At 67.4% G+C, this 25,179-nt stretch carries 22 protein-coding genes; 3 read left to right on the top strand and 19 right to left on the bottom strand.

Features of this window, described 5'->3' with window-relative positions:
- Positions 1 to 52: 52 nt before the first annotated feature.
- The gene (locus AC6A67_RS07770) at positions 53 to 349 is read right to left on the bottom strand and encodes a DUF2934 domain-containing protein (RefSeq protein ID WP_498035978.1); all 297 of its coding nucleotides are present in this window, start codon (positions 347 to 349) and stop codon (positions 53 to 55) included.
- Positions 350 to 563: 214 nt separating this feature from the next.
- Here AC6A67_RS07770 and glgB point away from each other — a divergent pair, with 214 nt between their 5' ends.
- Together glgB and malQ are read left to right on the top strand one after the other, a co-directional pair.
- Positions 564 to 2,801: a 1,4-alpha-glucan branching protein GlgB gene (glgB, locus tag AC6A67_RS07765; RefSeq protein ID WP_498035977.1), complete on the top strand. Its 2,238-nt coding sequence runs from the start codon at positions 564 to 566 to the stop codon at positions 2,799 to 2,801.
- A complete protein-coding gene (gene malQ / locus AC6A67_RS07760) occupies positions 2,791 to 4,821 on the top strand; it encodes a 4-alpha-glucanotransferase (protein WP_498035976.1) in 2,031 nt (676 codons plus the stop codon). The genes glgB and malQ overlap by 11 nt, the downstream gene beginning before the upstream one ends.
- Before the next feature lie 79 nt (positions 4,822 to 4,900).
- On the opposite strand, the gene phnN is transcribed toward malQ, so the two are convergent.
- From phnN to phnG, 8 genes are all read right to left on the bottom strand, one after another.
- Entirely contained in the window at positions 4,901 to 5,458 is a 558-nt protein-coding gene (phnN, locus tag AC6A67_RS07755) for a phosphonate metabolism protein/1,5-bisphosphokinase (PRPP-forming) PhnN (RefSeq protein ID WP_498035975.1), read from the bottom strand.
- A 1-nt stretch (position 5,459) separates the two neighbouring features.
- The gene (locus tag AC6A67_RS07750; RefSeq protein WP_498035974.1) at positions 5,460 to 6,602 is read right to left on the bottom strand and encodes an alpha-D-ribose 1-methylphosphonate 5-triphosphate diphosphatase; all 1,143 of its coding nucleotides are present in this window, start codon (positions 6,600 to 6,602) and stop codon (positions 5,460 to 5,462) included.
- 305 nt (positions 6,603 to 6,907) lie between these two features.
- A complete protein-coding gene (phnL, locus tag AC6A67_RS07745) occupies positions 6,908 to 7,636 on the bottom strand; it encodes a phosphonate C-P lyase system protein PhnL (RefSeq protein ID WP_498035973.1) in 729 nt (242 codons plus the stop codon).
- A gap of 2 nt (positions 7,637 to 7,638) precedes the next feature.
- Positions 7,639 to 8,448, bottom strand: coding sequence for a phosphonate C-P lyase system protein PhnK (gene phnK, locus AC6A67_RS07740; protein WP_498035972.1), 810 nt, complete (start codon positions 8,446 to 8,448; stop codon positions 7,639 to 7,641).
- A complete protein-coding gene (locus AC6A67_RS07735) occupies positions 8,441 to 9,412 on the bottom strand; it encodes an alpha-D-ribose 1-methylphosphonate 5-phosphate C-P-lyase PhnJ (RefSeq protein WP_498035971.1) in 972 nt (323 codons plus the stop codon). Before AC6A67_RS07735 ends, phnK begins: the two co-directional genes overlap by 8 nt.
- On the bottom strand, positions 9,409 to 10,593 hold the full coding sequence (locus AC6A67_RS07730) for a carbon-phosphorus lyase complex subunit (RefSeq protein WP_498035970.1): 1,185 nt from the start codon (positions 10,591 to 10,593) through the stop codon (positions 9,409 to 9,411). Before AC6A67_RS07730 ends, AC6A67_RS07735 begins: the two co-directional genes overlap by 4 nt.
- 11 nt (positions 10,594 to 10,604) lie before the next feature.
- Complete coding sequence (phnH, locus tag AC6A67_RS07725) at positions 10,605 to 11,234, bottom strand: phosphonate C-P lyase system protein PhnH (RefSeq protein WP_498035969.1); 630 nt, start codon at positions 11,232 to 11,234, stop codon at positions 10,605 to 10,607.
- Positions 11,234 to 11,743: a phosphonate C-P lyase system protein PhnG gene (gene phnG / locus AC6A67_RS07720; protein ID WP_498035968.1), complete on the bottom strand. Its 510-nt coding sequence runs from the start codon at positions 11,741 to 11,743 to the stop codon at positions 11,234 to 11,236. The genes phnH and phnG overlap by 1 nt, the downstream gene beginning before the upstream one ends.
- 275 nt (positions 11,744 to 12,018) lie before the next feature.
- Between phnG and phnF the strand changes: the two genes are divergently transcribed.
- Positions 12,019 to 12,786 (top strand): phosphonate metabolism transcriptional regulator PhnF, encoded by a 768-nt coding sequence (gene phnF, locus AC6A67_RS07715; protein ID WP_498035967.1) that lies wholly within the window; start codon positions 12,019 to 12,021, stop codon positions 12,784 to 12,786.
- A 190-nt stretch (positions 12,787 to 12,976) separates the two neighbouring features.
- On the opposite strand, the gene phnE (AC6A67_RS07710) is transcribed toward phnF, so the two are convergent.
- The 10 genes from phnE (AC6A67_RS07710) to AC6A67_RS07665 all read right to left on the bottom strand — a co-directional run bounded on the left by phnE (AC6A67_RS07710) (position 12,977) and on the right by AC6A67_RS07665 (position 24,664).
- Positions 12,977 to 13,879 carry a phosphonate ABC transporter, permease protein PhnE gene (gene phnE, locus AC6A67_RS07710; protein ID WP_498035966.1) on the bottom strand — a complete coding sequence of 301 codons (903 nt, stop codon included), beginning with the start codon at positions 13,877 to 13,879 and terminating at the stop codon, positions 12,977 to 12,979.
- Entirely contained in the window at positions 13,876 to 14,757 is an 882-nt protein-coding gene (gene phnE, locus AC6A67_RS07705; protein WP_498035965.1) for a phosphonate ABC transporter, permease protein PhnE, read from the bottom strand. The genes phnE (AC6A67_RS07710) and phnE (AC6A67_RS07705) overlap by 4 nt, the downstream gene beginning before the upstream one ends.
- Before the next feature lie 306 nt (positions 14,758 to 15,063).
- The gene (phnD, locus tag AC6A67_RS07700) at positions 15,064 to 15,969 is read right to left on the bottom strand and encodes a phosphonate ABC transporter substrate-binding protein (protein WP_498035964.1); all 906 of its coding nucleotides are present in this window, start codon (positions 15,967 to 15,969) and stop codon (positions 15,064 to 15,066) included.
- A 71-nt stretch (positions 15,970 to 16,040) separates the two neighbouring features.
- The gene (gene phnC / locus AC6A67_RS07695; RefSeq protein ID WP_498035963.1) at positions 16,041 to 16,880 is read right to left on the bottom strand and encodes a phosphonate ABC transporter ATP-binding protein; all 840 of its coding nucleotides are present in this window, start codon (positions 16,878 to 16,880) and stop codon (positions 16,041 to 16,043) included.
- Between the two features lie 474 nt (positions 16,881 to 17,354).
- Positions 17,355 to 19,073, bottom strand: a complete 1,719-nt coding sequence (locus AC6A67_RS07690; protein ID WP_498035962.1) for an ABC transporter substrate-binding protein — start codon at positions 19,071 to 19,073, stop codon at positions 17,355 to 17,357.
- A gap of 36 nt (positions 19,074 to 19,109) precedes the next feature.
- A complete protein-coding gene (locus AC6A67_RS07685; RefSeq protein ID WP_498035981.1) occupies positions 19,110 to 20,537 on the bottom strand; it encodes a TetR/AcrR family transcriptional regulator in 1,428 nt (475 codons plus the stop codon).
- Positions 20,538 to 20,579: 42 nt separating this feature from the next.
- The gene (locus tag AC6A67_RS07680; RefSeq protein WP_498035961.1) at positions 20,580 to 21,605 is read right to left on the bottom strand and encodes an ABC transporter ATP-binding protein; all 1,026 of its coding nucleotides are present in this window, start codon (positions 21,603 to 21,605) and stop codon (positions 20,580 to 20,582) included.
- Positions 21,592 to 22,569 carry an ABC transporter ATP-binding protein gene (locus AC6A67_RS07675; RefSeq protein WP_498035960.1) on the bottom strand — a complete coding sequence of 326 codons (978 nt, stop codon included), beginning with the start codon at positions 22,567 to 22,569 and terminating at the stop codon, positions 21,592 to 21,594. The genes AC6A67_RS07680 and AC6A67_RS07675 overlap by 14 nt, the downstream gene beginning before the upstream one ends.
- 188 nt (positions 22,570 to 22,757) lie before the next feature.
- A complete protein-coding gene (locus tag AC6A67_RS07670) occupies positions 22,758 to 23,714 on the bottom strand; it encodes an ABC transporter permease (protein WP_498035959.1) in 957 nt (318 codons plus the stop codon).
- The gene (locus AC6A67_RS07665) at positions 23,714 to 24,664 is read right to left on the bottom strand and encodes an ABC transporter permease (RefSeq protein WP_498035958.1); all 951 of its coding nucleotides are present in this window, start codon (positions 24,662 to 24,664) and stop codon (positions 23,714 to 23,716) included. The genes AC6A67_RS07670 and AC6A67_RS07665 overlap by 1 nt, the downstream gene beginning before the upstream one ends.
- Between the last annotated feature and the right edge of the window lie 515 nt (positions 24,665 to 25,179).

Below are 25,179 nucleotides of genomic sequence, written 5' to 3'. Positions count from 1 at the left end.
CTCGCTTCGCCGCTGTGTGGCGACGGCGCAGGTTGCGCCATCGCCGGTTCGCTCACAGCGGGGCTTTTGGCGCCGACGGTTTTTTCTGGCCAGTCGCGCGGGGCTTCGCCGGCTGTGCGGCCTTCACCTTGCCGGGGCTGACGGCGGCGGCCTTGCTCACGCCAAGGCTCGCCTTGCGCCGCACAGGGCGCGCCTCAGGCGTCGCCATGCTGTCTGCCGCCAAATTGCTGGCGCAGGGCTGGGTGCTCGCTTCAGCCAGCCGCCAGTGCTCGGCGTGGCGACCGTCGGGGCGGCCCTCAGCCTCCCAGATAGCGTAAGCCGTTTCGCGGATGCTTTGCTCCCGGGTCATGGTCGCTCTCCTTCGTCAGCAGCTGATAGGGGACTGAAACGCGCCGGTCGGTCTGCGCATCATAGGCAGGGCGCGCCGCGTGTTGATGACAGCGCTATCCAGGCGTCGCCGGCGCTTGATGGCGCCTGCTTCTCGCCGGCTGGCGCGCCAGTGGCCAGCATGACCCAGGCCGTCGCGTTGCGGAACGCCGGCGCCTCTCCGACAGGGCCTAAATATGCGTCAGACCTCGCCTAATTTGCCGCCAGAGCTGGAGCCGCGCGACGTGGCGCTGCTTGAGGCCGGACGTCATCCGGATCCATTCGCCGTGCTTGGTCGCCATGGGTTCGGGGATGGCGCCTTCGTGCGCGCCTTTTTGCCTGGCTGCAGCTACGCGGAATGCGTGCTGGGCGACGGCGAGGCGCGCGAAGCGCTGCCCATGGCGACGGCTGGCGACGGCGTCTTCGTCACCGCAGCGCCGGTGGACGACGCCTATCGCCTGCGCGTCTCCTGGCCAGATGGCATTGTCGAAGCGGCCGATCCCTACAGTTTTGGCCTGCTGCTGTCCGACGACGACCTGCATCTGTTCGCGGAAGGGCGGCATTTCGATCTGGCCACCCGCTTCGGCGCCAATCCGCGTTGCATCGATGGCGTCGACGGCGTGCTGTTCGCCGTCTGGGCGCCCAACGCCGCTCATGTGGCGGTCGTGGGTGACTTCAACGGCTGGGATATCCGTCGCCACCCGATGCGCAAGCGTCTGGGAGCTGGCGTCTGGGAGCTGTTCATCCCCGGCGTCGGGCCTGGCGCCGTGTACAAATACGCTGTCACCGCCGCCGATGGCGCGAGGCTGCCGTGGAAGGCCGATCCGCTCGGGCGCAGGCATGAGCCGCCGCCGCGCACCGGCTCAATCGTCGCCGCGCCGCCAGCGTTCACGTGGAGCGACGCCGACTGGCTGGCCGGCTGCAAAGCTGCGGACGCATTTGCTGCGCCCATGGCGATCTATGAGGTGCATGTCGGCTCCTGGCTGCGCAGCGCCTGGGGCGAGATGGGCGACTGGGACGAGGCGACGGCGCGGCTCATTCCCTATCTGCAGCATATGGGCTTTACCCATGTTGAACTGTTGCCGATCACCGAGCATCCGTTCGGCGGCTCCTGGGGCTACCAGACCCTGGGCCTGTTCGCGCCCACGGCGCGGCTGGGCCCCCCCGAGGCCTTCGCCCGCTTTGTCGACGCCTGCCATGCCGCCGGCATTGGCGTGATCCTCGACTGGGTGCCGGCGCATTTCCCCACCGACGACCACGGCCTCGCCCGCTTCGACGGCACGGCGCTGTATGAGCATGAGGACCCGCGCCAGGGGTTCCACCCGGACTGGAACACGCTGATCTACAATCTCGGCCGGCGCGAGGTGCGTGGCTTTCTGCTCGCCTCGGCCCTGTGGTGGCTGGAGACCTTCCACCTCGATGGCCTGCGCGTCGATGCGGTGGCCTCCATGCTGTATCGCGATTACAGCCGCGCGCCCGGCCAGTGGACCCCCAACCATCTCGGCGGCCGCGAGAACTTTGAAGCCATCGCCCTGTTCCACGAACTGAACGCGCTGGTGCGACAGCGCTGCCACGGCGCTGTGGTGATCGCCGAGGAATCCACCGCCTGGCCTGGCGTCAGCGCGCCCACAGCAGAGGGCGGCCTCGGTTTCGACTTCAAATGGAACATGGGCTGGATGCACGACACCCTGCGCTATTTCGCGCGCGATCCGGTGCACCGGCGCTACCATGGCGATGATCTTACCTTCGGGCTGACCTATGCCTTCTCCGAGCGCTTCGTGCTGCCGATCTCCCATGATGAGGTGGTGCACGGCAAGGGCTCGCTACTCGGCCGCATGCCCGGCGACGCCTGGCGGCGCTTCGCCAATCTGCGGCTGTTTCTGGCCTGGATGTGGACCCATCCGGGCAAGAAGCTGCTGTTCATGGGCGGCGAATTTGGCCAGGCGAGCGAATGGAACGCCGACGCGCCATTTCCCTGGCCAGCCGATGACGACACGACGCGGCGCGGCGTCATGCAGATGGTGCGCGCGCTCAATGGCCTGTACCGCGCCCATCCGGCGCTGCACCAGCTGGATCACAGCGAGGAGGGCTTCCGCTGGATCATCGGCGACGACACGACCAATGCGGTGTTCGCCTTCAGCCGCGCCGCGCCCGGCGCTCCCCGCCTTGTGGTGGTCGCCAATATGACGCCGACGCCGCGCCAGCATTATCGCGTCGGCGTCGTCAGCCCAGGCGACTGGCGGGTGCTCTTCAACTCGGACGCGACAGGCTATGGCGGCTCGGGCCTCGTCACCGAGGCTGTGGTGGCGACGGAGCAGGTAAGCGCCCACGGCGAGGCGCAATGCCTGACGTTGAACCTGCCGCCGCTGGGGCTGCTGATTGTCGAGGAGCCGGTTGACGGCGCCGCCGCCGTGGAGACGCCCGATGCGCGATGAGACGCTACGCCACTACGCCTTGCTGGCAGGCGTCGCCCCAGACTGGACCGACCAGACTGGCGCGGCGCGGCAGGTGGCGCCCGACAGCCTGCACGCCATCCTGACGGCGCTGGGCCATGAGGTGAGCGACGCCGCCATGGCCCAGGCTGTGGCGGGCCTGCAATCTGGCGCGGAGCCGCTGTCCGGGTTTCACGTCGGTACTGTTGACGAGCCGCTCCAGCTGACGGCGCCCGACGTCGCGGGCGACGCTTGCGACCTGGTGTTGGAGGATGGCGGCCAGCGCCGGCTGACCATCCAGCGCGACGGCGACCGGCTACTCCTGCCTGCTATCGATACGCCAGGCTATCACCGCCTCGACCTTGGCGGGCGCACGATTACCCTGGCCATCGCGCCGCAGCGCTGTGTCCGCTTCGGCGACCTGGGCGGTGAACGCCAGGGCTGGGGGCTCGCCGCGCAAATCTATGCGCTGCGCAGCGAGATGGATGGCGGCATCGGCACATTCGCCGGTGTGGCGGCGCTGGGGCAAGCGGCGGCCCGCCTCGGGGCCGACGCCCTGGCGGTCAGCCCGGTGCATGCCTTGTATGGGGCGCTGCCGCAGCAGTTCAGCCCCTATTCGCCGTCGACCAGGCTGTTCTTTAACCCGTTGCACGCCGATGCGACGGCGGCGTTCCCCATGGCGCAGCTGCGCGACATTGCAGCCAGCGCCGGCTTGCTCGACGCAATGGAGCAGCTGTCGGCCACGGCGCTGATCGACTGGCCCGAGGCTTCCGCGGTTCGCCTGCGGCTGTTGCGCGCGCTGTTCGCCGCCCTGCCGCAACAGGCTGCGGCAGCAATGGATTTCGCCGCTTATGCGGCGGCGGCGACGCCGGCGCTGCGTGGCCATGCGCTGTTTGAGACGCTGCACGCGGCGGAGCTGGCGCGCGATCCGGCCATCGCCTCCTGGCGCGACTGGCGGCCCGAATGGCGTGATCCGCGCAGCGCCGCGGTCGCCGCCTTCGCCGCCGAACATGCGGAGGAGGTCCGGTTCCAGCTGTTCCTGCAATGGCTGACCGAGCGCTCTTACGGCGCCGCACAGTACGCCTGCCGCGCCGCCGGCATGCGGGTGGGGCTGATCGCCGATCTGGCCATCGGCATGGATGGCGGCGGCAGCCACGCCTGGAGCCAGCCTCAGGATGTGCTGCATGGGCTGAGCATCGGCGCGCCGCCGGATTATTATGCGGCCGAGGGCCAGAACTGGGCGTTGACCACGTTTTCGCCGCGCGGGCTTGAGGCGAGCGGCTATGCGCCGTTCATCGACACCCTGCGCGCCAGCCTGCGCCATGTCGGTGGCGTGCGCATCGACCATGTCATGGGCATGCGCCGGCTGTGGCTGATCCCGGAGGGGGCGAGCGCGCTCGATGGCGCCTATGTCAGCTTCCCGTCCCGCACGCTGTTCCGGCTGCTGGCGCTTGAATCCTTCCGGCATCAGGCCATTGTCATTGGCGAGGACCTGGGCACGCTGCCGCATGGGTTCCGCGAGGAACTGCGCGACCAGGGCGTGGCGGGGCTGCGGGTGCTGCGCTTTGAGCGCACGCAATATGGCTATGTCCGGCCTTGGGACTGGGACCGTGACGCTGTCGCCCTGACCAGCACCCACGATCTGCCGCCGACAGCTGGCTGGTGGGCCGGCGCCGACCTGGCCGATGGCGACGAGGCTGGCGCGGCGGGCCGGGCGTGGGATCGCGGCGTGCTGTGGGGGGCCTTTGTCGACGCCGGCCTCGCCAGTGGCGAGCGCCCCGCCCCGGACAACCCCACCCCGGTGGTGGACGCCGCCATCCGCTACGTCGCGGCGACGCCATGCACGCTGCGCATTATCCCGATCGAAGACGCCCTCGGCCTGCGCGTCCAGCCCAATGTGCCCGGCACGACTACCGAAAAACCCAACTGGCGCCACCGCATCCCCGGCGCCGCCAGCCAGCTGCTCGACGCCCCCGAGACCCAGGATCGCCTGGCGCCGCTGGGCGGAGGGGAGGATGGCTGACACGAGCCTTGGCCGCAGACGCCGCCTTGAGTGGCTCCGGCGCACGCCTGCGGTTAATGTCTGTGGCGCGACTGTACGGCTATAGCGCCCGCAGGGCGCGCAGCAGGGCCTGCGCCGCCAGCTCGGCCGCATCGTCATTGACGATGCGGACGTCGGCGCCGGCGTCCGGTAGCGCGCTGCTGCGCGCCAGCCGGCTTTCAAGGCCAGCGCCCTGGTCGCCGGGGCGGCCGCGGGCGGCGATGCGCTGGGCGAGCACGTCGGGGGAAGCGGTGATCTCCACCACGGCGAGCACCGGCAGGCGGCCGCGGGCCTCGGCGACGCTGGCGCGCGAGATGTTGCAGATCACCACGGCGCCCTGGCGGGCCGCGTCGAGGCTCGACTTGGGCAATGCATAAGCGTTGCCATGCGCCCGCCAGGAGAGGGCGAAATCGCCCGCCGCCTCGGCCGCCTCGAATGCGGCGAGGCTGAGCGGCGTGTTGGCCTCATGGGCGTCAGCCGGGCGGGTCACGACACGTGCGGGAAAACGGAACCTCGCTTCGCCCGCCAGCGCCTGCTGCGCCAGCCGAATCACCGTGTCCTTGCCGGCCCCGCTGGGGCCGACCACCAGCACAAAGCCGCCCGTTGCTGTCGCCGCCATGTCAGCTGATCCGCTCACCATCACGCCAGACCTGGCGCACCACCGCATTGTCGCCCAACATGGCGACGCGGGCGAGGTCGGCCTTGAGACCTGTGCGGATTTCGCCGCGATCGCTGAGGCCCGTGGCCCGGGCCGGGTTGCGCGTCACCGTGGCGATAGCTTCGGGCAGCGAGATATTGGGCGCCGCCTGCGGCAGGCTGAAGGCGGCCATCAGCAGGCTGGCGGGCACATAGTCGGATGAGAAAATGTCGAGCAGGCCAGCCTGCGCCAGCTCCGCCGCCGCTACATTGCCGGAATGCGAGCCGCCGCGCACCAGATTGGGGGCGCCCATCATCACCGTCACGCCGTGGGCGCGGCAGGCTTCCGCCGCCTCAATGGTGGTGGGGAATTCGGCCAGCGCCACGCCTTCGGCCACCGATTGGGCGACATCGGCGCGCGTGGTGTCGTCGTGGCTGGCGATGGGCACGCCAAGCCGCTGCGCCCAGGCGACCAGCGCCGTGCGGTTGGCGGGCGCGATCTCGCCCGCCGTCGCTAACTTACGGTCGATCTCCTGACGGATGGCGGCCTCGCTCTTGCCGGTCTTGCCGCAGTAATACTCCAGATATTTGGCGATATCGCGGAACTGGCGCTGACCAGGCGTGTGATCCATCAGCGAAATCAGCCCCACCGGAAATTTTTCAGCGAAATCCGCGACGGCCTGCATCAGATCCGGCGACGGGATCTCGCAGCGCAAATGGGTGAGATGCTCGCAGCGCAGCAGCCCGGCCTTCCGCGCCGTGTCGATCGCTTCGCCCAGCGCCATCAGCTCGGGGCCAAAGCCGCCGCCGTCCACATCGGAGCCGGCGCGGAGACTGTCGAACACCGTGGTGATGCCGGACGCGGCGATCTGGGCGTCATAGGCCTGCACCGCGCCGGTGCGGTTCCAGCGCACCCCAGGGCGGGGCACGTAATGGCTCTCGAGATGGTCGGTGTGCAGTTCCACCAGGCCTGGGATCAGATAGTCGCCGCCCAGATTCTCGCCGCGCTCTGGCGCAGCGCCTGCGCCGGTTTCGGCGATGACGCCGTCAACCACCGCCATCCATCCATGCACGACCTCATCGGCCATCACCACCCTGGCGTTCTCGAATAGGGTTACCTTGCTCATGCTGTGGCCCATCTGGCGGACATCCATTGGCGGCGCGCGCCGGTCAGGCGCTGCGCCATGCGTGCGAGGCGGCGGCGTAATCTGGCCGCGCCCCGCAGAAATCAGAGCATCCCGTCGGCCAGGACGGGCAGTTTGCCGCTGCCATGGCAGCGTTAGGTGACGCTGGCGTGTCAGCGCCGGTGGTTCTGGGCAGACTTATACCAGGATGCGAAGATGCTGACGCATCCGCCTCCTGAAATGCTCAGGCGCCGCACGGGCTTAGCCAGAACCCGATGAGTCAAGCTCATCGGGTTCCGGTATTAAGCTCAGGCCGCCGCTGCAGGCGCGAAGCGCGTGACGTCGACGATGCGGCTGGCCACCGCGTCGCGCACATCCTCATCGTGGAAAATGCCGACCATGGCGACGCCATTGGCCTGCTTCTCGCGGATCAAATCGACCACCACTTGGCGGTTGCGGCTGTCGAGCGACGCCGTCGGCTCGTCGAGCAGCAGCAGGGGGCGCGGGGCGATCATGCCACGGGCGATATTGACGCGCTGCTGCTCACCGCCGGAGAACGTCGCTGGCGGCAGGCCCCACAGATGCTGCGGCACGTTGAGCAGGGTCAGCAGTTCACGGGCGCGGGTCTCAGCCGCCTCCGCCGGCATGCCGCCGTCGCGACCCGCCGCCGCGACGATCTCCAGCGCATGGATGCGCGGGATGACCCGCAGGAACTGGCTGACATAGCCGACCACATGGCGGCGCAGCGCCAGAATGCGGCGCGGCGCGGCGACAGCCAGATCGACGGTTTCACCGCCATGGCTGATGCGGATGGCGCCGGCGTCGCAATGGTAATCGCCGTGGATCATCTTCAGCAGCGAGGATTTGCCGGCGCCCGAGGGGCCGCCGAGCGTCACCACCTCGCCGGCGGCGGCGGTGAAGCTGATCTCCTGCAGCACGTCGCGGCGGGCGCCGCCATGCAGATGCATGGTGAAGGACTTGCTGACCTGAGCCACCTCAAGCAGCGGGGCGGCGGAATGTGCGGTTGCGTTGTGCATGATCAGGCCGCCAGAACCGAGGACACGAGAAGCTGGGTGTAAGGGTGCTGCGGATCGTCCAGCACCCGGTCGGTGAGCCCTGCCTCAATGACCGCGCCGCCCTGCATCACCATCATCCGGTGCGACAGCAGCCGCGCCACGGCGAGGTCGTGGGTGACGATGATCACCGCCAGCCCCATGTCGGCGACCAGATTGCGGATCAGGTCGAGCAGGCGGGCCTGCACTGAGACGTCGAGGCCAGAGGTCGGCTCATCCATCAGCACCAGCCGTGGCCGGGTCACCAGATTGCGGGCGATCTGCAGGCGCTGGCGCATGCCGCCGGAGAACTGGCGCGGGCCATCGTCGATGCGGCCAGGATCGATCTCCACCCGTTGTAGCCAGTCGCTGGCGGTGGCGCGGATGTCGCCATAGCAGCGGGCGCCGGTCATCATCAGCCGCTCGCCGACATTGCCGCCGGCCGAGACGCCCATGCGCAGGCCCAGAGCGGCGTCCTGGCGGACGAAGCCCCAATCGGTGCGGAACAATTGCCGGCGCTCGGCCTCGCTCATGGCGAACAGATTGCGCGTCTCGCCATTGCGCATCCGCCACATCACCGCGCCGGCGTCGGGCGTAAGCTCTGCGCCGATCAGATTGAGCAAGGTGGATTTGCCAGAGCCGGATTCACCGCAAATGGCCAGCACCTCGCCGGCATGCAGATCGAAGCTGACATCGGCGCAGCCGCGGCGCGCGCCATAGAATTTCGCCAGATCGCGGATGCTGAGCAGCGGCGCGTCATCCTGGTTGGCGGCGAGCGGGTGGGACGCATCAGACATGGCTAGTCTCCGTGCTGGCCTTCTGGCTGTGGCCGTGCTGGCCGCCCTGGCCGTCCTGGCTGGCGCCGGTCAGCGCCGCCGGCGCGTCGCCGAGCAGATGGCCGCGATGGCCTGCGGCGCGGCGCTCCTCGCAATGGTCGGTGTCGGAGCAGACAAACATGCGGCCGCCGCGATCATCGAGGATGACCTCGTCGAGATAGACGCCGCGCGCCGCGCACAGGGCGCAGGGGTCGGTGAATTTCTGCGGTTCAAACGGGTGGTCGGTGAAATCGAGGCTGCGCACGTCGGTATGCGGCGGAATGGCGTAGATGCGCTTCTCGCGGCCGGCGCCGAACAATTGCAGCGCCGCCATGTCATGCATGCGCGGATTGTCGAATTTGGGGATCGGCGAAGGGTCCATCACATAGCGGCCCGCCACTTCCACCGGATAGGCGTAAGCGGTGGCGATATGGCCGTTACGGGCGATGTCCTCATAGAGCTTCACATACATCAGGCCATATTCGCCGAGCGCGTGCAGCTTGCGGGTCTCGGTCTCGCGCGGTTCGAGGAAGCGCAGGGGCTCGGGGATCGGCACCTGGTAGACCAGCACCTGGCCGGCCTGCAGCGGCGCCTCCGGGATGCGATGGCGGGTCTGTATCACCGTCGCCGCGCGTGTCTGCGTGGTGGTGGCGACGCCTGCCGTCTTGCTGAAGAAATTGCGGATCGACACGGCGTTGGTTGTGTCGTCGGACCCCTGGTCGATCACCTTGAGCACGTCCTGCGGGCCAAGGATCGCCGCCGTCACCTGCACGCCGCCCGTGCCCCAGCCATAGGGCATCGGCATTTCACGCGAGGCGAAGGGGACCTGGTAGCCAGGCACGGCGATGGCCTTGAGGATGGCGCGGCGGATCATCCGCTTGGTCTGCTCATCGAGGTAAGCAAAATTGTAGCCAGCGGCGGCTGCGGGGCTGGTGTGCGGGCTCATTCTGCAGCCTCCAGGGTGGGCGTGGCGCCAGCGTCGGGCGTGGATGCTGCGGTCGTCGCAGGCGTTTCGGCAGCAGCGGCCTTCGGCTGGCCGCTTGCCGGCGCGTCCTGCTGGCGCGCGGCGTATTCGGCGCGCATCTTGCGCACCAGCTCCAGCTCGGCCTGGAAATCGACGTAATGCGGCAATTTCAGATGCTCGACGAAGCCCGTGGCCTGCAGCGGGTCGCAATGGGCCAGCACGAATTCCTCGTCCTGGGCCGGTGAGGTCAGCTCTTCACCGAGCTCGCGCGCCCTCAGGCTGCGGTCGACCAGGGCCATGGCCATGGTCTTGCGCTCCGCCGCGCCAAAGGCGAGGCCATAGCCGCGCGAGAACTGCGGCGGCCGCTGCTTCGAGCCGAGGAACTGGTTGACCATCTGGCATTCGGTCAGCGTGATGCGGCCAAGCGGCACGGCGAAGCCGAGCTCTTCCGGCACATAATCCACCGCCACATCGCCGGTGCGGATTTCGCCGACGAAGGGGTGGGTGCGGCCATAGCCGCGCTGGGTCGAATAGCCGAGTGCGAGGATGAAGCCCTCATCGCCGCGCGCCAGCGCCTGCAGGCGCAGCGGGCGCTCCGCCGGAAAGTCCAGCGGCGTGCGGGTGAGATCGGGGGCGGGCGCGCCGGTGCATATGTTGCGCTCAATCAGGCTCTCGCCATCGAGCAGGTCGGTGACGCGCGGGCAGTCGCGGCTGTCGGCGCCGGGATCGGCCACCGCCGGCGCTTCCGGCTCGCCGCCCGCCGCGAGGGCGAAATCGACAAGACGGTGCGTGTAGTCGAAGGTCGGGCCGAGCACCTGGCCGCCGGGAATATCCTTGAACGTCGCCGACACGCGGCGGTGGATGCGCATCTGCGCCGTGTCCACCGGGGTCGAGGCGCCGAAGCGTGGCACGGTGTTGCGCCAGGCGCGCACCAGAAAGATCGCCTCGGTGACGTCGCCGCGCGCCTGCTTCAGCGCCAGCGCCGCCAGATCCCGGTCGTAAACCGAGCCCTCGGTCATGATGCGATCGACCAGCAGGCTCATCTGCTCGCGGATCTGTTCGACGTCGAGCTCGGGGACGGCGCGGTCGCCGCGCCGCCGGTCGGCGAGCAGGCGGTGGGCGTTGGCGATGGCGGCTTCGCCGCCTTTGACAGCCACATACATGGTCAGTCTCCTCAGGCGTGGGCGGCTGGCGCAGCAGACGCGGTCGCCGACGCGGGCGCCATGTGCGGCGCGCTGGAGCGTGGCAGGGCCGAAACCGCGCCGCGCGCCACGAAGATCAGGTCCACGCCCAGCGGATATTGGGCGCGATTGGCGGCGATCTGGCTGATGAAATCCGCCGGCAGCCGCTCGGCGGCGCAGCGGCCGGCGGCGTCGCTGGCGATGCCCGGTCCGGTAAATTGCGCCCCGTCGGCTGCGGCGAAGCCGCCAGCCTCCAGCACCAGCGTGGCGGACTGGTCGGGGTAATGCGCCGTGCCCTGCGGGAAGGCGGCGAGCGGTGGGCACAGCTCGGGCGCGCTGACCAGCGCGAAGTCAGCGCTGGCCGCGTCGTCGGTCAGCGTCGCCCCGGTGTGAAAGCGCAGGTAATGCGTCACCTCGGGGGAGGCGCGCAGCGCCTCATCCAGCCACAGCCGCGTGTCCGTATCGGCGAGGGTGAGGGCGACCGCCGCGAGCTCCGCCGACAGCGGGGCCGGGGCCTCGACGGCGATGGTCAGCGGCTGCACGCTGGTCGGACGGGCCATGGCCTCCATCACCGCCCGGAACACGGATTGCGATTCAATCGCCGCATCGGTGAAACCGCGCATCAGTCTTCTCCGCGGGTCATGGTGAAGAAATTCACCCGGGTCGCGGCGATGCGCGCCTCGGTCTGGGCGAGATCGGCGGCGATGCGCGCCTTGACCGGCTGCAACGCCGCCTGCACCACCCCGGCGTGCGCCGGGCTCTGCAACAAAGCGTCAATTTCGGCCGCCTTGCGGGCCCGGTCGCGGTCGCGGCCTGGGGTGAAGGCGTAACCCTCTTCGCCGCCATCGAGCTGGACGACGCAGCGGGTGATGGTCATTTCGCCCAGATTGAAAGCGTCGCCATCGCCGCCAATGCGGCCACGCACCATCACCAGCCCGGATTCGGGGCGGCGTAGTTCACGGATGGCGCCGGCATAGCCACAGGCCGCGACAACCTCCGCCAGTTCTGCGGTGGTGGCCTCGGCGCAAATGGCCATCACAGCCTGACGCGCCTCCGTCACGCTCGGGGCTGGCGCTGCATTCAGCGCATCAGCAGGGGGGGTCGTGCACAGCATTGCGATAAACTCATCCACCAAATGTCTCAATCAACTTGTCTGGTTGTGTAGACAAATATGCGTGGCGCATGACATCTGAATGACGCAGCGCGCCGCTATTCAATGCCCGGTGGATGACCTGCCGGTGACAGAGTCGGACAGTGGCTGGGGGGCGGACGCCTGGCAGGGGGCAAGGGCCTTGCGACGGCCTGTGATTGTGCGGCGGCCATGCGCCTGCAAAGCTGTGCGCCGCTTACGCCCTGCGCCTGTAACACCGCGCCCTGGGCGCGACCGGACGATTGATGGACGACGTGGTGAGTGAACTGACACAGCAATTGCAGCAAGGCTCGGGGCCCGATCGCCAGATCAGGCGTGGCGGCGGCACCACGGCGTGGCGCCAGATCGCCGATGCGCTTTTGGCTGACATTCATGCTGGAAGGCTGGCCCCGGGCGACCGGCTGCCGACCGAAGCGGAGCTGTCCGCCAGCTTCGGCGTCAACCGGCACACCGTGCGGCGGGCGCTGGCGACGCTGGCCGCCGATGGCGTGGTGCGCGCCACCCAAGGGCGAGGCGCCTTCGTCGAGAACGCGCCGCTGCCTTATCCGGTCAGCCGCCGCACCCGCTTCTCTGCGGCGCTCGCCAGGGTGGGCAAGGAGGCGTCTGGGGTTTTGCTGTCATCGGGCGCGATCGCCGCGCCGCCTGCGGTCGCGGCGGCGCTGGGTCTTGAGCCTGGCGCACAGGTGCTGCAACTGGTGACGTTGAGCAGCGGTGACGCGACGCCGCTGTCGCTGGCCCACACCCATCTGCCGCTGCCGCGCTTTGACAGGCTGGATGCGGATTACGCCCGCAGCGGCTCGATGACCCGCGCCTTGCAGCTGTCCGGCGTCAGCGACTACACCCGCGCCAGCACGCGGGTGCGGGCCCGCCTCGCCGACAGCGTGGAATCGCAGCATCTGGAGCTGGCGCCGGGGCGGGCGTTGCTGGTGGTCGACAGCGTCAATGTCGATCTGGATGGCGCGCCAATCCAGGCTACCCGCACCCTGTTCGCCGCCGATCGGGTTGAACTCGACATCGAAACCTGAACGGGCAGCCGTAAACGAAAAGGGCCGGTGAGCAGCGCCCACCGGCCAAGGTTGCGCGATCGGGATCACGCGGAGGTATGCAGAGTGAAGGATGGAACCCGCTGCGCAAGGCGCATCGGGCGCCGGTCAGGCCCGGGCGGCGCCCGGGCCTTGCAGGTTGGGGATGTATCAGCATGGTCGCGACCTGGTGTCAGGCCGCTTTCTGAACACCCCCAGTAATGATCGCCGCCCGCAGCTTGCCGGACAGACGATCAATCAGTGACACCGCGATCAGCACCAGCAGGATGGCGAAGGACACGCCCTGCCATTCGAACATCCGGATCTGTTCGGACAGATAAAGGCCAATGCCGCCAGCGCCGACAATGCCGATGATGGTGCTCGAACGGGTGTTGGATTCGAAATAATACAGCACCTGGCCGGCGAGGATCGGCAACACCTGCGGCAGCACGCCAAAGCGCACCTGGCCCCAATGGGCGCCGCCGGTGGAGGCGATGCCTTCCACAGGCTTGCGGTCGGCGGCCTCGATCGCTTCCGAGAACAGCTTGCCGAACAGGCCGATGTCGGAGGTCATGATCGCCAGCACGCCGGCGAACGGACCCAGCCCCACCACATTGATCCACAACAGCGCCCAGATCAGCGTGTCGACGCCGCGCACGCAATCGAGGCTGCGGCGGGTGAAGAAGCGGGCGATCTGGCTGAAGGTGGTGTTGCGCGCGGCGAGAAAGGCCAGCGGCAAAGCGAGAACCGCCGCGCCCAGCGTGCCGAGGAAGGCGATGGCGATGGTCTCGCCCATGGCCTTGAACACGAACAGCGCCTGGGAGACGCTGCCTGGCCATGGCGGCAGCATCAGCCAGACAATGTCGCCGATGCGCACAAGGCCGGTGATGATCCGGGTCAGCGAGAAGTCGAACCGCCACAGGGCCAGCGCCACCAGCGCCAGCGCCGCGAAAGTGATCAGCCAGGGCGCCAGCCGGCGCCACAGCGGCGCGGTGAAGCTGGCCGGATAGGCGGCCCTGAGCCGGGCGATGTCGGCGGCGCTGACAGCGACGCCATGGGAAAGGTGCGAGGGGGCGGCGTCAGCAGGCGTGCTCATGCATGGGCCTCACGGCCGATCAGCGCGTGACGCAGCTTCTCGGAGCCAAAATCAATCAGGAAAACGCAGAGCACGATCAGCGCCAGCAGCGCGGAGACGTCGGCGTAATAGAATTTGCGGATGGATTCGATCAGATCCATGCCAATGCCGCCAGCGCCGACGAAGCCCATCACCGAGGCGCCGCGCACATTGACCTCAAAGCGCATCAGCACATAGCTGACCACATTCGACAGCATCTGCGGCACGACCGCGAAGCGGATCATCGGCCAGCGCCCGGCCCCGGTGGCGACGAGGCCTTCCACCGGCTTCATGTCGATATTGTCGACCACCTCGGAGAATTGCTTGCCGAGGGCGCCCACCGTGTGCACGGCGATGGCCAGCACGCCGGCCATCGGGCCAAGGCCAAAAGCCACGACGAAGATCAGCGCGAAGACAATGTCCGGCACGGTGCGGCAGAATTCGAGGCCACGCTTGACGCAAACCCGCACCCACGGGTTGGGGGTGATGTTTTTGGCCGGATAGAAGCACAGCGCCAGCGCCCCAATGGCGCCCAGCAAGGTGCCGAGATAGGCCATCAGCAAGGTGTCGCCGAGCAGCGGCAGCCAGCGCCCGAGACCCCACATCCATTCGCCTGGCGCGGCCCAGACACGCTGGCCGGCGGCAGGCCCGGAATCCAGCGTCAGGATGCGGTCGAAATAGCTGAAGAAATTGCCGATATTGCCGAACAGCTTGCCCAGATTGGCGTCGGCCATCCAGGCTGACCACAGGGTGGCTGCGGCGAGACCGATGCAGAATATCAGCGTGTGCAGCCGCTTGCGCCGCTGGGCGTCACGCCAGTTGCGCGCATGCGCCGCCAGCGCCGCGGACGGCTCAGCCATGGCAAGCGCGCGCGGCGGCTGCGAGGTGTCAGAAACGATCACGGGGCCCGGGCCCTCCAGAACTGCGTCAGCGCAAGGGTGACAAGGCCCGCAGCCAGATGGGCCGGCAGGTGGGCCTGCAAGTGGGCTTGAATGTGAGCCTCAACGACTGGGGCCTCCCTGCGAGGGCCCTGCTGCGAGGACCCCTTCGGTTGCAGGGGCCGCCTGTCGAAACCTTGCGCCTGTGGCGAGGCGCTGCTGCGGAACTTTCGCTCCGCGCAGCGCCCGGCATTGTGATGCGCGGCGCCATGATCAGCGCCAGGCGGTTCAGCGCTTCCTGCGCAGGCTGTCGACGAAGGCGTTCAGCTCCATGATCGGCTCATAGGCCTTGTGATCGACGGGCTGATAGCTGCCGTTCTTGCCGTCGAAGATCTTGCGCAGCGCCTCGGGGGCCTTCTGCGGCATGGCGATGACTGCGGTGGCGATCTTCTCGCGCAGGTCGGCCGGCAGATCGGTGAGATAAGCGAACGGCGAATTGACGATCAGGTCGGAGCGGAAGATCTGGCGGAAGTCGCTGGCCTTCACCGCGCCCTTGTCGGACATGCGCTTCAGGGTCGATTCATTGTCATTGACCCACAAATTGAAGCCCGCGTCGCAGGTTCCCTGATTGACGGCGAAGATCACATTCTCATGGCTGCCGGCATAGACCACCTTGCCGAAGAACGTATCGGGATTCACGCCCAGCTTGTTCATGGCCAGACGCGGCACATTATTGCCGGAGGTCGAATTGGGATCGACGAGGCAGAGGTTCTTGCCCTTGAGATCCTCAAGCTTCTGGTAGGGCGAATTGGCCTTGGTCCACAGCACCGAATAATAGCCGCGCGAGCCATCCGGGTTCACCTCGATGGCGAAGGGCTCAATCTTGACGCCGGTCATGCGGGCGCGTGCGTAAGAGGCCGGGCCATAGCTGGCGATGTGAATATTGCCGGCGCGCTGGCCTTCAATCACCGCCGCATAGTCATTGGCGATGCGCAGCGTGACCTTCTTGCCGGTTTCCTTCGACAGATAGTCGGTGAAGGGCGTCCAGCGATCGAGCACGGTGCCGGAATTCTCCGCCGGGATGATGGCGAAGACCAGCTCGTCCGGGCCGCTGGCGACAGCCTGGGCAGCGGCCATCGGCATGGCGAGCGCAAGGGTTGCGGCTGCGGCGAGCAGCAGGCGACGGGTGGTCATGGCGTAAGTCCTTGAGAAGGGTCGTGTCACAGGAGGCTGCGAAGATGCGGGGCGCCCGCATCCAGAAAGGCTCAGGCGCCCGCGGCCGCCAGCGTGCTCGCGCCAGCGAAGCCGGCCGCAACAGGATAGCGGCGGCCAAGCGGGCGAATGACGGGAGTAGCGGGTTCGCCGACGGCGTCATCCAGGCCATAAAATTCGGTGATGACGGCGTCGGTGAGATCTTCGGGGGCGCCGGCGAAGACGACGCGGCCGTTGGCCATGCCGATCAGCCGGTCACAATAATTGCGGGCCAGATCGAGCGAATGCAGGTTGCACAGCACGGTGATGCCGAAGTCGCGGTTCACGGCGGCGAGGCCATCCATGACGACGCGGGTATTGCGCGGATCGAGCGAGGCGATCGGCTCGTCGGCCAGGATAATGTCGGGGTTCTGGATCAGGGCGCGGGCGATGGCCACGCGCTGCTGCTGTCCGCCTGACAGCTGGTCGGCGCGCTGGGCGGCGAGGGAGGCGATATCGAGCCGCTCCAGCGCCGCCAGCGCCAGCGCCTTATCCTCGTCACGCCACAGCTTCAGCATGGCGCGACGGGCGGGGATGACGTTGAGCCGGCCCATAATCACATTGGTCAGCACATCCATGCGGCCAACCAGGTTGAACTGCTGGAAGATCATGGCGCAACGCGCCCGCCACGCCCGCAGCTCGGCGCCGCGCAACCGGGTGACGTCGACGCCATCGAAATGGATCTGACCGGAGGAGGGGTCGACCAGCCGGTTGATCATGCGCAGCAACGTCGACTTGCCAGCTCCTGACCGGCCAATCACGCCAACGAAAGCCCCCTTCGGGATGGCGATCGACACGCCGTCGACAGCGCGTTTGGCGCCATATTGGCGGGTGAGGTTGTCGAAGGTTAGCATGGGCTGCGGTCCCGTCCTTGCGTCGGCGGCGAACAGCATCCTGCCAGTACGCCGCCTGTCCGCCAGCCCGCGCCCCTGGACAGGGGAGACGCGAAACCGGAACAGGGCGACCAAACCGGGCAAGACGCCGTCAGTGAAGCTGCCGGAATAGTGGCGGGGGCATATGAAGCGGCGATGACGCGCAGATGTCAGTCCGATGACAGCGAAGCTGCAGCCTGCCTCTCGGGTCAGTTTTGGGGGATGGATCAGGGCGCATGTGTCAGGCGGCGTCGGCAAGCCACGCACAGGGCCATCATGACCCGGGCGCGGTGGTGGCCGCCTCGCGATACTGGCGCGCCAGGATCAGCGCGCCCGTGGGAAGGCACAACCGGCTTTACCAGAGCCCTTTGAGCATCGCTCATCGGGCTCTGGTTTATGCGTTCCGCGCTCGCGCCATGCAGGTCACGGATGCGTCAGCATGCACGTGGCCTGGCGTCAGTAGCCCATCTTTTTCTTCATCTCCTGGTCGATCCAGATGCGGGCATAGATCGGGCCGGGGCGGTTGGCGCCGGCGCGCAGCTCGCCGCCATAATTCATCACCCACGGCCACCAGGCAGTGAACACATAGGGGGTGGGCAGCCAGATATAGGGGGCCTTGTCGAGAGCTTCGCGGGTCAGGGCCTTGATCATCTCCTGGCGCTTGCTTTCGTCACGCTCGGCGTAAGCCTCGGCCAGCTTCCTGGCATATTCGGGATCGCGATAGATCGAGGTGTTGGCTTGCTGCCCGGGCAGGAAGCTGGTGCGCAGGGTTGTGGTCGGGTTGCTGTGGGGGGTCGAGGACAGCAGGCCTGGCGCATGGGTCTTGCTCAGGATGGTCGACAGGAACGCCCCATATTCCATCGGCTGGATCTCAACCTTGACGCCAACCTGTTCGAGATAGGCGGCGATCAGCGGCAGCAGCTCCATGTGATCGGGATTGCAGGCGCAGACCTGGGCCTTGAAGGTGAAGCCCTTCGGGTAGCCTGCCTCAGCCAGCAGCTTTTTGGCCTTGGTGGGGTTGTACTCATAGAGTTCGCGGATGCTCTCCGGCATCTTGTCCAGCGTTTCGAAATAGCCGAGATAGTCCGGGTGCTGTGGATAGGAGAACAGCTCCGCCTGGCCGCCATAGAACGCCTCGACGATCTCCTTCTTGTTCACCGCCATATTCATGGCGCGGCGCACGCGAATGTCGTCAAACGGCTTGGCATCCATGCGCATGGCGAGGAACTGGCCCGACATATTGAGCCATTTGGCCCATTTCAGCTGCGGCGCTGATTTCTTCAGCTGGTCGACGTCGGACCAGCGCACCGATTCCAGCATGTCGACCTTGCCCTGGCGCAACGCCGTGTTGGCCGTCGAGGGATCGCGGATATTGCGGAACACCAATTGGTCGACCAGCGGCAGCTTGAAGGTTTCGCCATTGATCTTTTCCGTGCCCCAGTAATCCGGATTGCGCACATAGGTCGCGGCGCTGCCCTGGACATAATTGCTGAGCCGGAACGGGCCGGAGCCATTGAGGTTTTTCCAGTCGGTGATGCCAGCGTCGACAACTTCTTTCGGGTAAATGCCGGAATAATAACCGTAGCCGAAGCGGTAATCCCATTCTGAATTGAAGGTCTTGAAGGTGAAGGTCACCGTGCGCGGGTCAGTCGCCTCGACTTTCTCCAGATAATCGTAATAGCCGGCCGTTTTTTTGGCGCTCTGGTTGATGCGGTTGTAGGCGTAGACAATGTCGTCGGCCACCAGATCGCGCGCCGCCATCACCCCAGGCTTCTCCGGAAAGCGCACGCCCTCACGCAGCTTGACGACAAGGCGGGTCGGATTCTGCTTCCACTCCCAGCTCTCGGCCAGCTCCCCCTTGATCGCGTCAGACGGTAGCCAAGCGTCGGCATAGAAGGAATGTGGGCCGCCCAGCCGCTTCGCCTTGCTGAGATCAGCCACGAACAGCTGCTCATACATCTGGCCGGTGTCGTGGTTGGTCTTCCAGTTCCACTCGGCGGGGTCCCAGGTCAGGGTGGGCAGCGCCCGGTAAAGGGTGGCTACTTCAAGCGTGCCGCCGGGCTTCGGCGTTGGCTCGGCGCGCGCTGGCGCGGCGGTCAGGCTGTGGGTAAGGCAGGCGGCGAGGCCAAGGCCCATCAGGGCGAGCGTCTGTCGTCGGCGTGCGGCGGGCTGCATGTCTGGTCCTCCCTGTTGCGCGATCTGTCTGTCGCGTCAGTTCCCGGCGTTGCGGGTCGATCTGGCGGGCCGGCGCGGTGCGTCGGCCCTTGGCCTTTCATCGGCATCGGTTACTGCGTCTGGCGGCATGGGTCGCGGTTGGCCGGCGCAGAAACCATGCATCAGCGGCGTGACCAGCAAGGTCACGGCGTTGTCCTGGTTGATCCCGGAGATCCAGCGGGGCGCAGAGGCGGCGGCGCTGATCGTCGCCTGCAAGGCCTGGGCGGCGGCGGTGGGGTCGACCGGGCGCAGCGAGCCATCGATGACCCCGTCAATGACGAAGCCGGCGAAGCGCTCGGACAGGCGGTTCACGGTGGTGACCACGCCGGCGGCCTCGGCTGGCGGCAGCCCAACCAGCGAGGTGATGCGCAGCAACGGCCCTGCCTCAGACAGCTGGAACCGCACCAGCGCCGCCACCGCCTCCTCAAGACGGTCGCGGCCGGCCGCGCGCTGCTGCGCCGCATCGAGCGCGTTGCGGATGATGGCGAAGGAGCGGTCGAAGCAGGCGGCGATCAGCTCATGCTTGTCGGCGTTGTGGTGATAAAACGCCCCCTTGGTGGCGTTGAGGCTGGCGGAAATGCGCTCGACGGAGGCGCCATGAATGCCATGAGCGCTGAACAGCCGCGTCGCCGCCCGCAGAAACACCTCGCGTGACAGGAACGGATCATTGGCCGCCGTCAGCGCCGCCGTGGCGACATGGCGGCGTCGCGCGCCGACGCCAGAACGTTCCGCCTCCGGCGCCTCAGCAGATGCGCCCGTGGCAGGCGCGGCGCGGCGGGGTTGATCGCCGGGGAGAAGCCCATACAGAAAAATGTCGGCCACCCTATCGGCGGCGCGGACATAGCCATCCGTCTCATAGCGCGGTAGCCACACGCGCCCCCACTGGCTGATCGCCAAAAGCAGGTGCGTCCAGCAATTGAGGCGGATGCGCGCATCCGCTGAGCGGTCGCCATCATCGAGCAGCGCCCGCACCTTGCGGAACAGCGCCGTGTAGGCGGCGCTGGTCGGCTCCGCCGCCGGGCCGCGCACCACGGACACGTTGACCGGGCTGACGATCTCGCTGCGGGCGCCGTCGGCGATGTCAGCCAGCAGCTGGAAATAGCCGCGGAGCAGGACCCTGACCCGGTCTTCCATCTGCGAACAGCGCGCCGCGTCATCAATCAGCACGTCGAACGCGGCGAAGGCGCGCGCGAAACAGGCCGCAACCAGCACGTCCTTGCGGCGGAAATAATAGGTGACGCTATTGGTGGCGAGGCCGACCCGCGCGGCGATATCAGCGAGGGTGACGCCATCGAGGCCATGCTGGTGGAACAGCCGGGCGGCGGCGTCGAGGATCAGCTCGCGCTTGCGCTCATAGCGTTCGGTCAGCCGGCCATCGGCGCCGCCATCGATGCGTTCGCCAGCTTCCGCGTCCTGGGGCGGCATATCCGTCAAGAGCTACTCCCTCACCCTGCGCGCGTCGGCCGTTCAGGCCGCCAGCGCGTCCTGTAAATGGCAGGCGACAGTGTGGCCGGCGCCGACCGACTTCAGCTCCGGCGTGACCTGCGCACACACTGGCAGCGCCAGCGGGCAGCGCGGGTGGAAATGGCAGCCGGAGGGCGGGTTGACGACGCTCGGCGGCTCGCCGGCGATGAGATGGACGTCCTCGTTTTGCGCCGCTTCAGGATCGGGAGCTGGCGCCGAGGCGAGCAGGCCGCGCGTGTAAGGGTGGCGCGGCGTGCGATACAGCGCGTCGCGCGGCGCCGTTTCGACAATGCGCCCCAGATACATCACCGCGACGCGATGGCTGACATGGCGGACCACGGCCAGATCATGGGCGATGAAAAGATAGGACAGCCCCAGCCGCTCCTGCAGCTCCTGGAACAGGTTGATCACCTGGGCCTGGATCGACACGTCGAGCGCCGACACGGGCTCGTCGCACAGCACCAGCGACGGATTGAGCGCCACCGCCCGGGCGATCGAGATGCGCTGGCGCTGGCCGCCGGAGAATTCGTGCGGATAGCGCTCGGCCATGTCAGGACGCAGGCCGACCAGCCGCAGCAATTCATGGATGCGGGCGTGGTACTCGGCGCGATCACCCACCATGGCGTGGATCAACAATGGTTCGCCGATCAGATCGCCCACTTTCATCCGCGGATTGAGGGAGCCATAGGGGTCCTGGTAGACCATCTGCAGGCGACGGCGCAGGGGGCGCATCTGACCTGCGCCCAGCGCTGAAATATCCCGGCCTTCGAAGGTGATGCGCCCTTCCGTGAGCGGCGTCATGCGCAAAATGGCGAGGCCGGTGGTGGATTTTCCGCAACCGGATTCCCCAACCAGGCCAAGGGTTTCCCCCTTGCCCACCTCGAAGGAAACGCCATCCACCGCCTTGACGGCGCCGACCTTGCGCCGCACCAGCATGCCGTCGTGGATGGGGAAGTGCACCTTGAGCCCGGAAACCCGCAGCAGCGGCGCGGCGTCGGTGGGGCGGGGCGTCGTCTCAATGGCTGACATTGGCAAAGCACGCCCGGTAATGGCGCCCTCCCTCCAGTTCGAGCGCCGGGCGCTCGACGCGGCAACGGTCCATGGCGTAGCGGCAGCGCGGCTCAAAGGCGCAGCCCGGCGGCAGCGCCGCCAGATCGGGCGGCTGGCCATCGATCGGCGTCAGGCGGCCGCTGGCGTCCTGATCGAGGCGGGGGATCGACGCCATCAGGCCGCGCGTATAGGGGTGGCGCGGATTGGCGTAGATGTCGCGCGCCGCGCCGCTCTCCACCACCCGCCCGGCGTACATGACGCAGACCCGGTCGGCGTAGCGGGCCACCACCCCCAGATCGTGGGTGATCAGGATTAGCGCCGCATTGGTCTCGCGCGTCAGATCCTTGAGCAGTTCAAGGATTTGGGCCTGCACCGTGACGTCGAGCGCGGTGGTCGGCTCATCCGCGATAATCAGCCCAGGCTTGCAGGCCAGCGCCATGGCGATCATGGCGCGCTGGCGCATGCCGCCGGAGAACTGGTGCGGATAGGCGTTCACCCGGCGGGACGCATCGGGGATACGCACCTTGCCGAGCAGCTCCCGCGCCTTGTCGAGAGCGCGGCCCCAGCCGGTCTTGCCATGTAACGCCACTGGCTCGGCGATCTGCAGGCCGACGGTCAGCGACGGGTTAAGCGACGACATCGGCTCCTGAAAAATCATGGCGATGCGGTTGCCGCGAATACTGCGGATCTGCGCGTCGGGCACGCGCAGCAGATCCTCGCCATCGAACAGGATTTCGCCAGAGCAGACACGCCCCGGCGGGGTGGGCACGAGGCGCAACAATGACAGCGCCGTCACGCTCTTGCCCGAGCCGCTCTCGCCGACAATCGCCAGGGTTTCGCCGGGGCGGACGTCGAACGACACGTCGTCGACGGCGCGGACGCGGTTGGCGCCGGAGCCGAACTCCACCGCCAGATTCTTCACCTCGAGGACGGGACGTTCCACCCGGCGGCTCCTTTCCGGCGCAATGCGCCAGTCGTGTGAGGGGGCCAGCGCGCCGGCCCGCAGGTTTATCCCAGGGCGCCGGGACGCTGTTGCGCCGGCGCCCTGCAAAGACCGTTCGCCGCCAGGGCCAATGGCCGGGGTCTGGACCAAGTCCGCGTGTTGCGAGCCACGCTCATCGCGCGCTGCTATCAGCGGCTGCCGCGCATGCGCGGATCGAGCAGGTCGCGCAGGGCGTCGCCGAATACATTGGTGGCGTAGACCACCACGGTCAGGCACAGCCCAGGCGCCAAAGCGAGCCAGGGCCCCTGCAACATGAAGGTGCGGCCGCTGCCCGAAAGCATGCCGCCCCAGGTCGGCGCCGGCGGCGGCACGCCGAGGCCGAGGAACGACAGGCCGGATTCCGCCAGGATGACGAAGCCGACGCGAGTGGTGAACAGGATGATCACTGGCGCCATGACGTTGGGCAGGATGTGGCGCCAAAGGATGCGGCTGGTGCTGGCGCCCATGGACTGGGCGGCGTTGACATACATGTTCTCGCGCACCGAGAGCACGGCGCCGCGCACGATGCGCGAGCCGCCGACCCCGAGCAGCAGCCCCAGCACGACGATGATCGGCCACAGCCCTGGCCCGACCACGGCGACCACGACGATCAGCACGATCAGGTCGGGAAAGCTCATCCAGGCGTCGACCATGCGCTGGACGATCATGTCGAATTTGCCGCCGAAATAGCCGGACAGCACGCCGATCACCACCGAGGTCAGCGTGGCTATGCCGGCGGCGCAGAAGCCGATGATCACCGACAGCTGCGCGCCATACAGACAGCGCGAGAACACGTCGCGCCCCAGATTGTCGGTGCCGAAGGGAAACTGCCATGACGGCGGTTTCAGCCGGTTCATCGGGCTGATCTGGTTGTAGCCGTAAGGCGCCAGATAGTCGGCGAACAGGCCGCAGAACAGGAACAGCAGGAAGATCACTGCGCCGGCTGCGCCCAGCGGCTTCTCGCGAAACAACCGCCCGAGGAAGGTGATGAAGGCCGCGCCCCGCCGGGGGCGGGCGACGCCGGCGAGCGGCTCCTGGCGCAGGCCGGAATGATCGTGCGAGATGTCCCGGGGGCGTTGCGTGGGTGGGTCGAGCGCGATGGTCATCAGCGATACCTCACCTTGGGATCGAGCAGGCCGTAGCTCAGGTCGACGAGGAGATTGATGAGCATCACCGCGACGCCGACGACGAGAAACACGCCGGCGATGATCGGGTAATCGCGCTGTCCCACAGCGTCGAGCAGCAGCAGCCCCATGCCGGGGATGACGAAGATCTGCTCGATGATCACGGCGCCGCCGAGAACCAGCGGGGCCTGGATGCCGATTAGGGTCACCACAGGGATAAGGGCGTTGCGCAAAGCGTGGCGCAGCACGACGGTGCGCTCATCCAGCCCCTTGGCCCAGGCGGTGCGGATGTAATCCTGGCGCAGCACCTCAAGCATCATGGTGCGCGTCATGCGCATGGTGATCGCCGACAGCGACATGCCGAGGATCAGCGCCGGAATGAACAGATGCTGCAGATTGCCCAGCGGATCGTCGCTAAAGCGTACGTAAACCATCGACGGGGCCCAGCCCCACCAGATCGAGGGGAACACCATCACCATGGTGGCGATCCAGAACGACGGCACCGCCAGCATCAGGATCGACAGCGAGCGCATGATGTAGTCGCCCGCCGTATCCTGGCGCAGGGCGGAATAGACGCCGATGGGCACCGCGATCACCAGCCCGATGATGATCGCCATCAGACCCAGCCCGAAGGTCACGGGCAGCCGGTCAAGGATCTGGTCGAGCACCGCCGTGTTCTGCCACAGCGAATGACCCAGATCGCCACGTATAACGCCGCTGAGCCAGCGGAAATACTGGATGTATACCGGCTGGTCGAGGCCGAGCGCCTGCTCGAGCTGCTGACGGCTCTGGTCAGAGCTTGAGTCGGACTGCGCCAGCATCATGTCGATGACGTCGCCGGGGATCATGCGGACCGTCAGGAAGACGATCAGGCTGGCGAAGATCAGCGTGGGGATGAGCGCCAGCATGCGACGCAGGACGTAAGCGCGCATGGCGTCACCAGCGTCGGAGTGGGCCGGGCGCCGCCGCCTGGCGGGCGCTGGTCCCGGCGGCCGCAGGTCTTGCGACGGTGGATACCGGCATTTCGAAAATGCGGTGATGCGCCATCCCGACGTCTCCCAGGCCTGCAAACCTCCAAGGGATTGCTATTGTCATTACATATAACAAATATCCCGATCATTCCAAAAGCAAGTGGCTCACGCCAAAAAGGCGCGCGCCCAGGCGCTGGCGCGCCCGCCAGAACGGCTGCGACCCGATCACAGTTACGCCAGCGCTGCGACGGAGCGCGCGCGTCGCTGCGTCAGGCGCCGAATTGCGCAGCAAAGGCTGAGTCGTGGCGGCAGATTTGCGCCGCGCGAGAGCAACCTGGCCGGCGCGCGCGGGCCGGCGACCCGCGCGCTAACAGCAGGCTCATGGGCTTTTGGTGATTTGACGGGATTTCCCAAGGGCGCCTAACCTCATGGCAAGGCTGTGCGCAACGACGCAACAGCCGGTCAAAAGGTGAGGA

It is taken from the genome of Camelimonas sp. FR25 (assembly GCF_059740505.1).
This window is presented reverse-complemented; position numbering and strand designations above follow the sequence as displayed.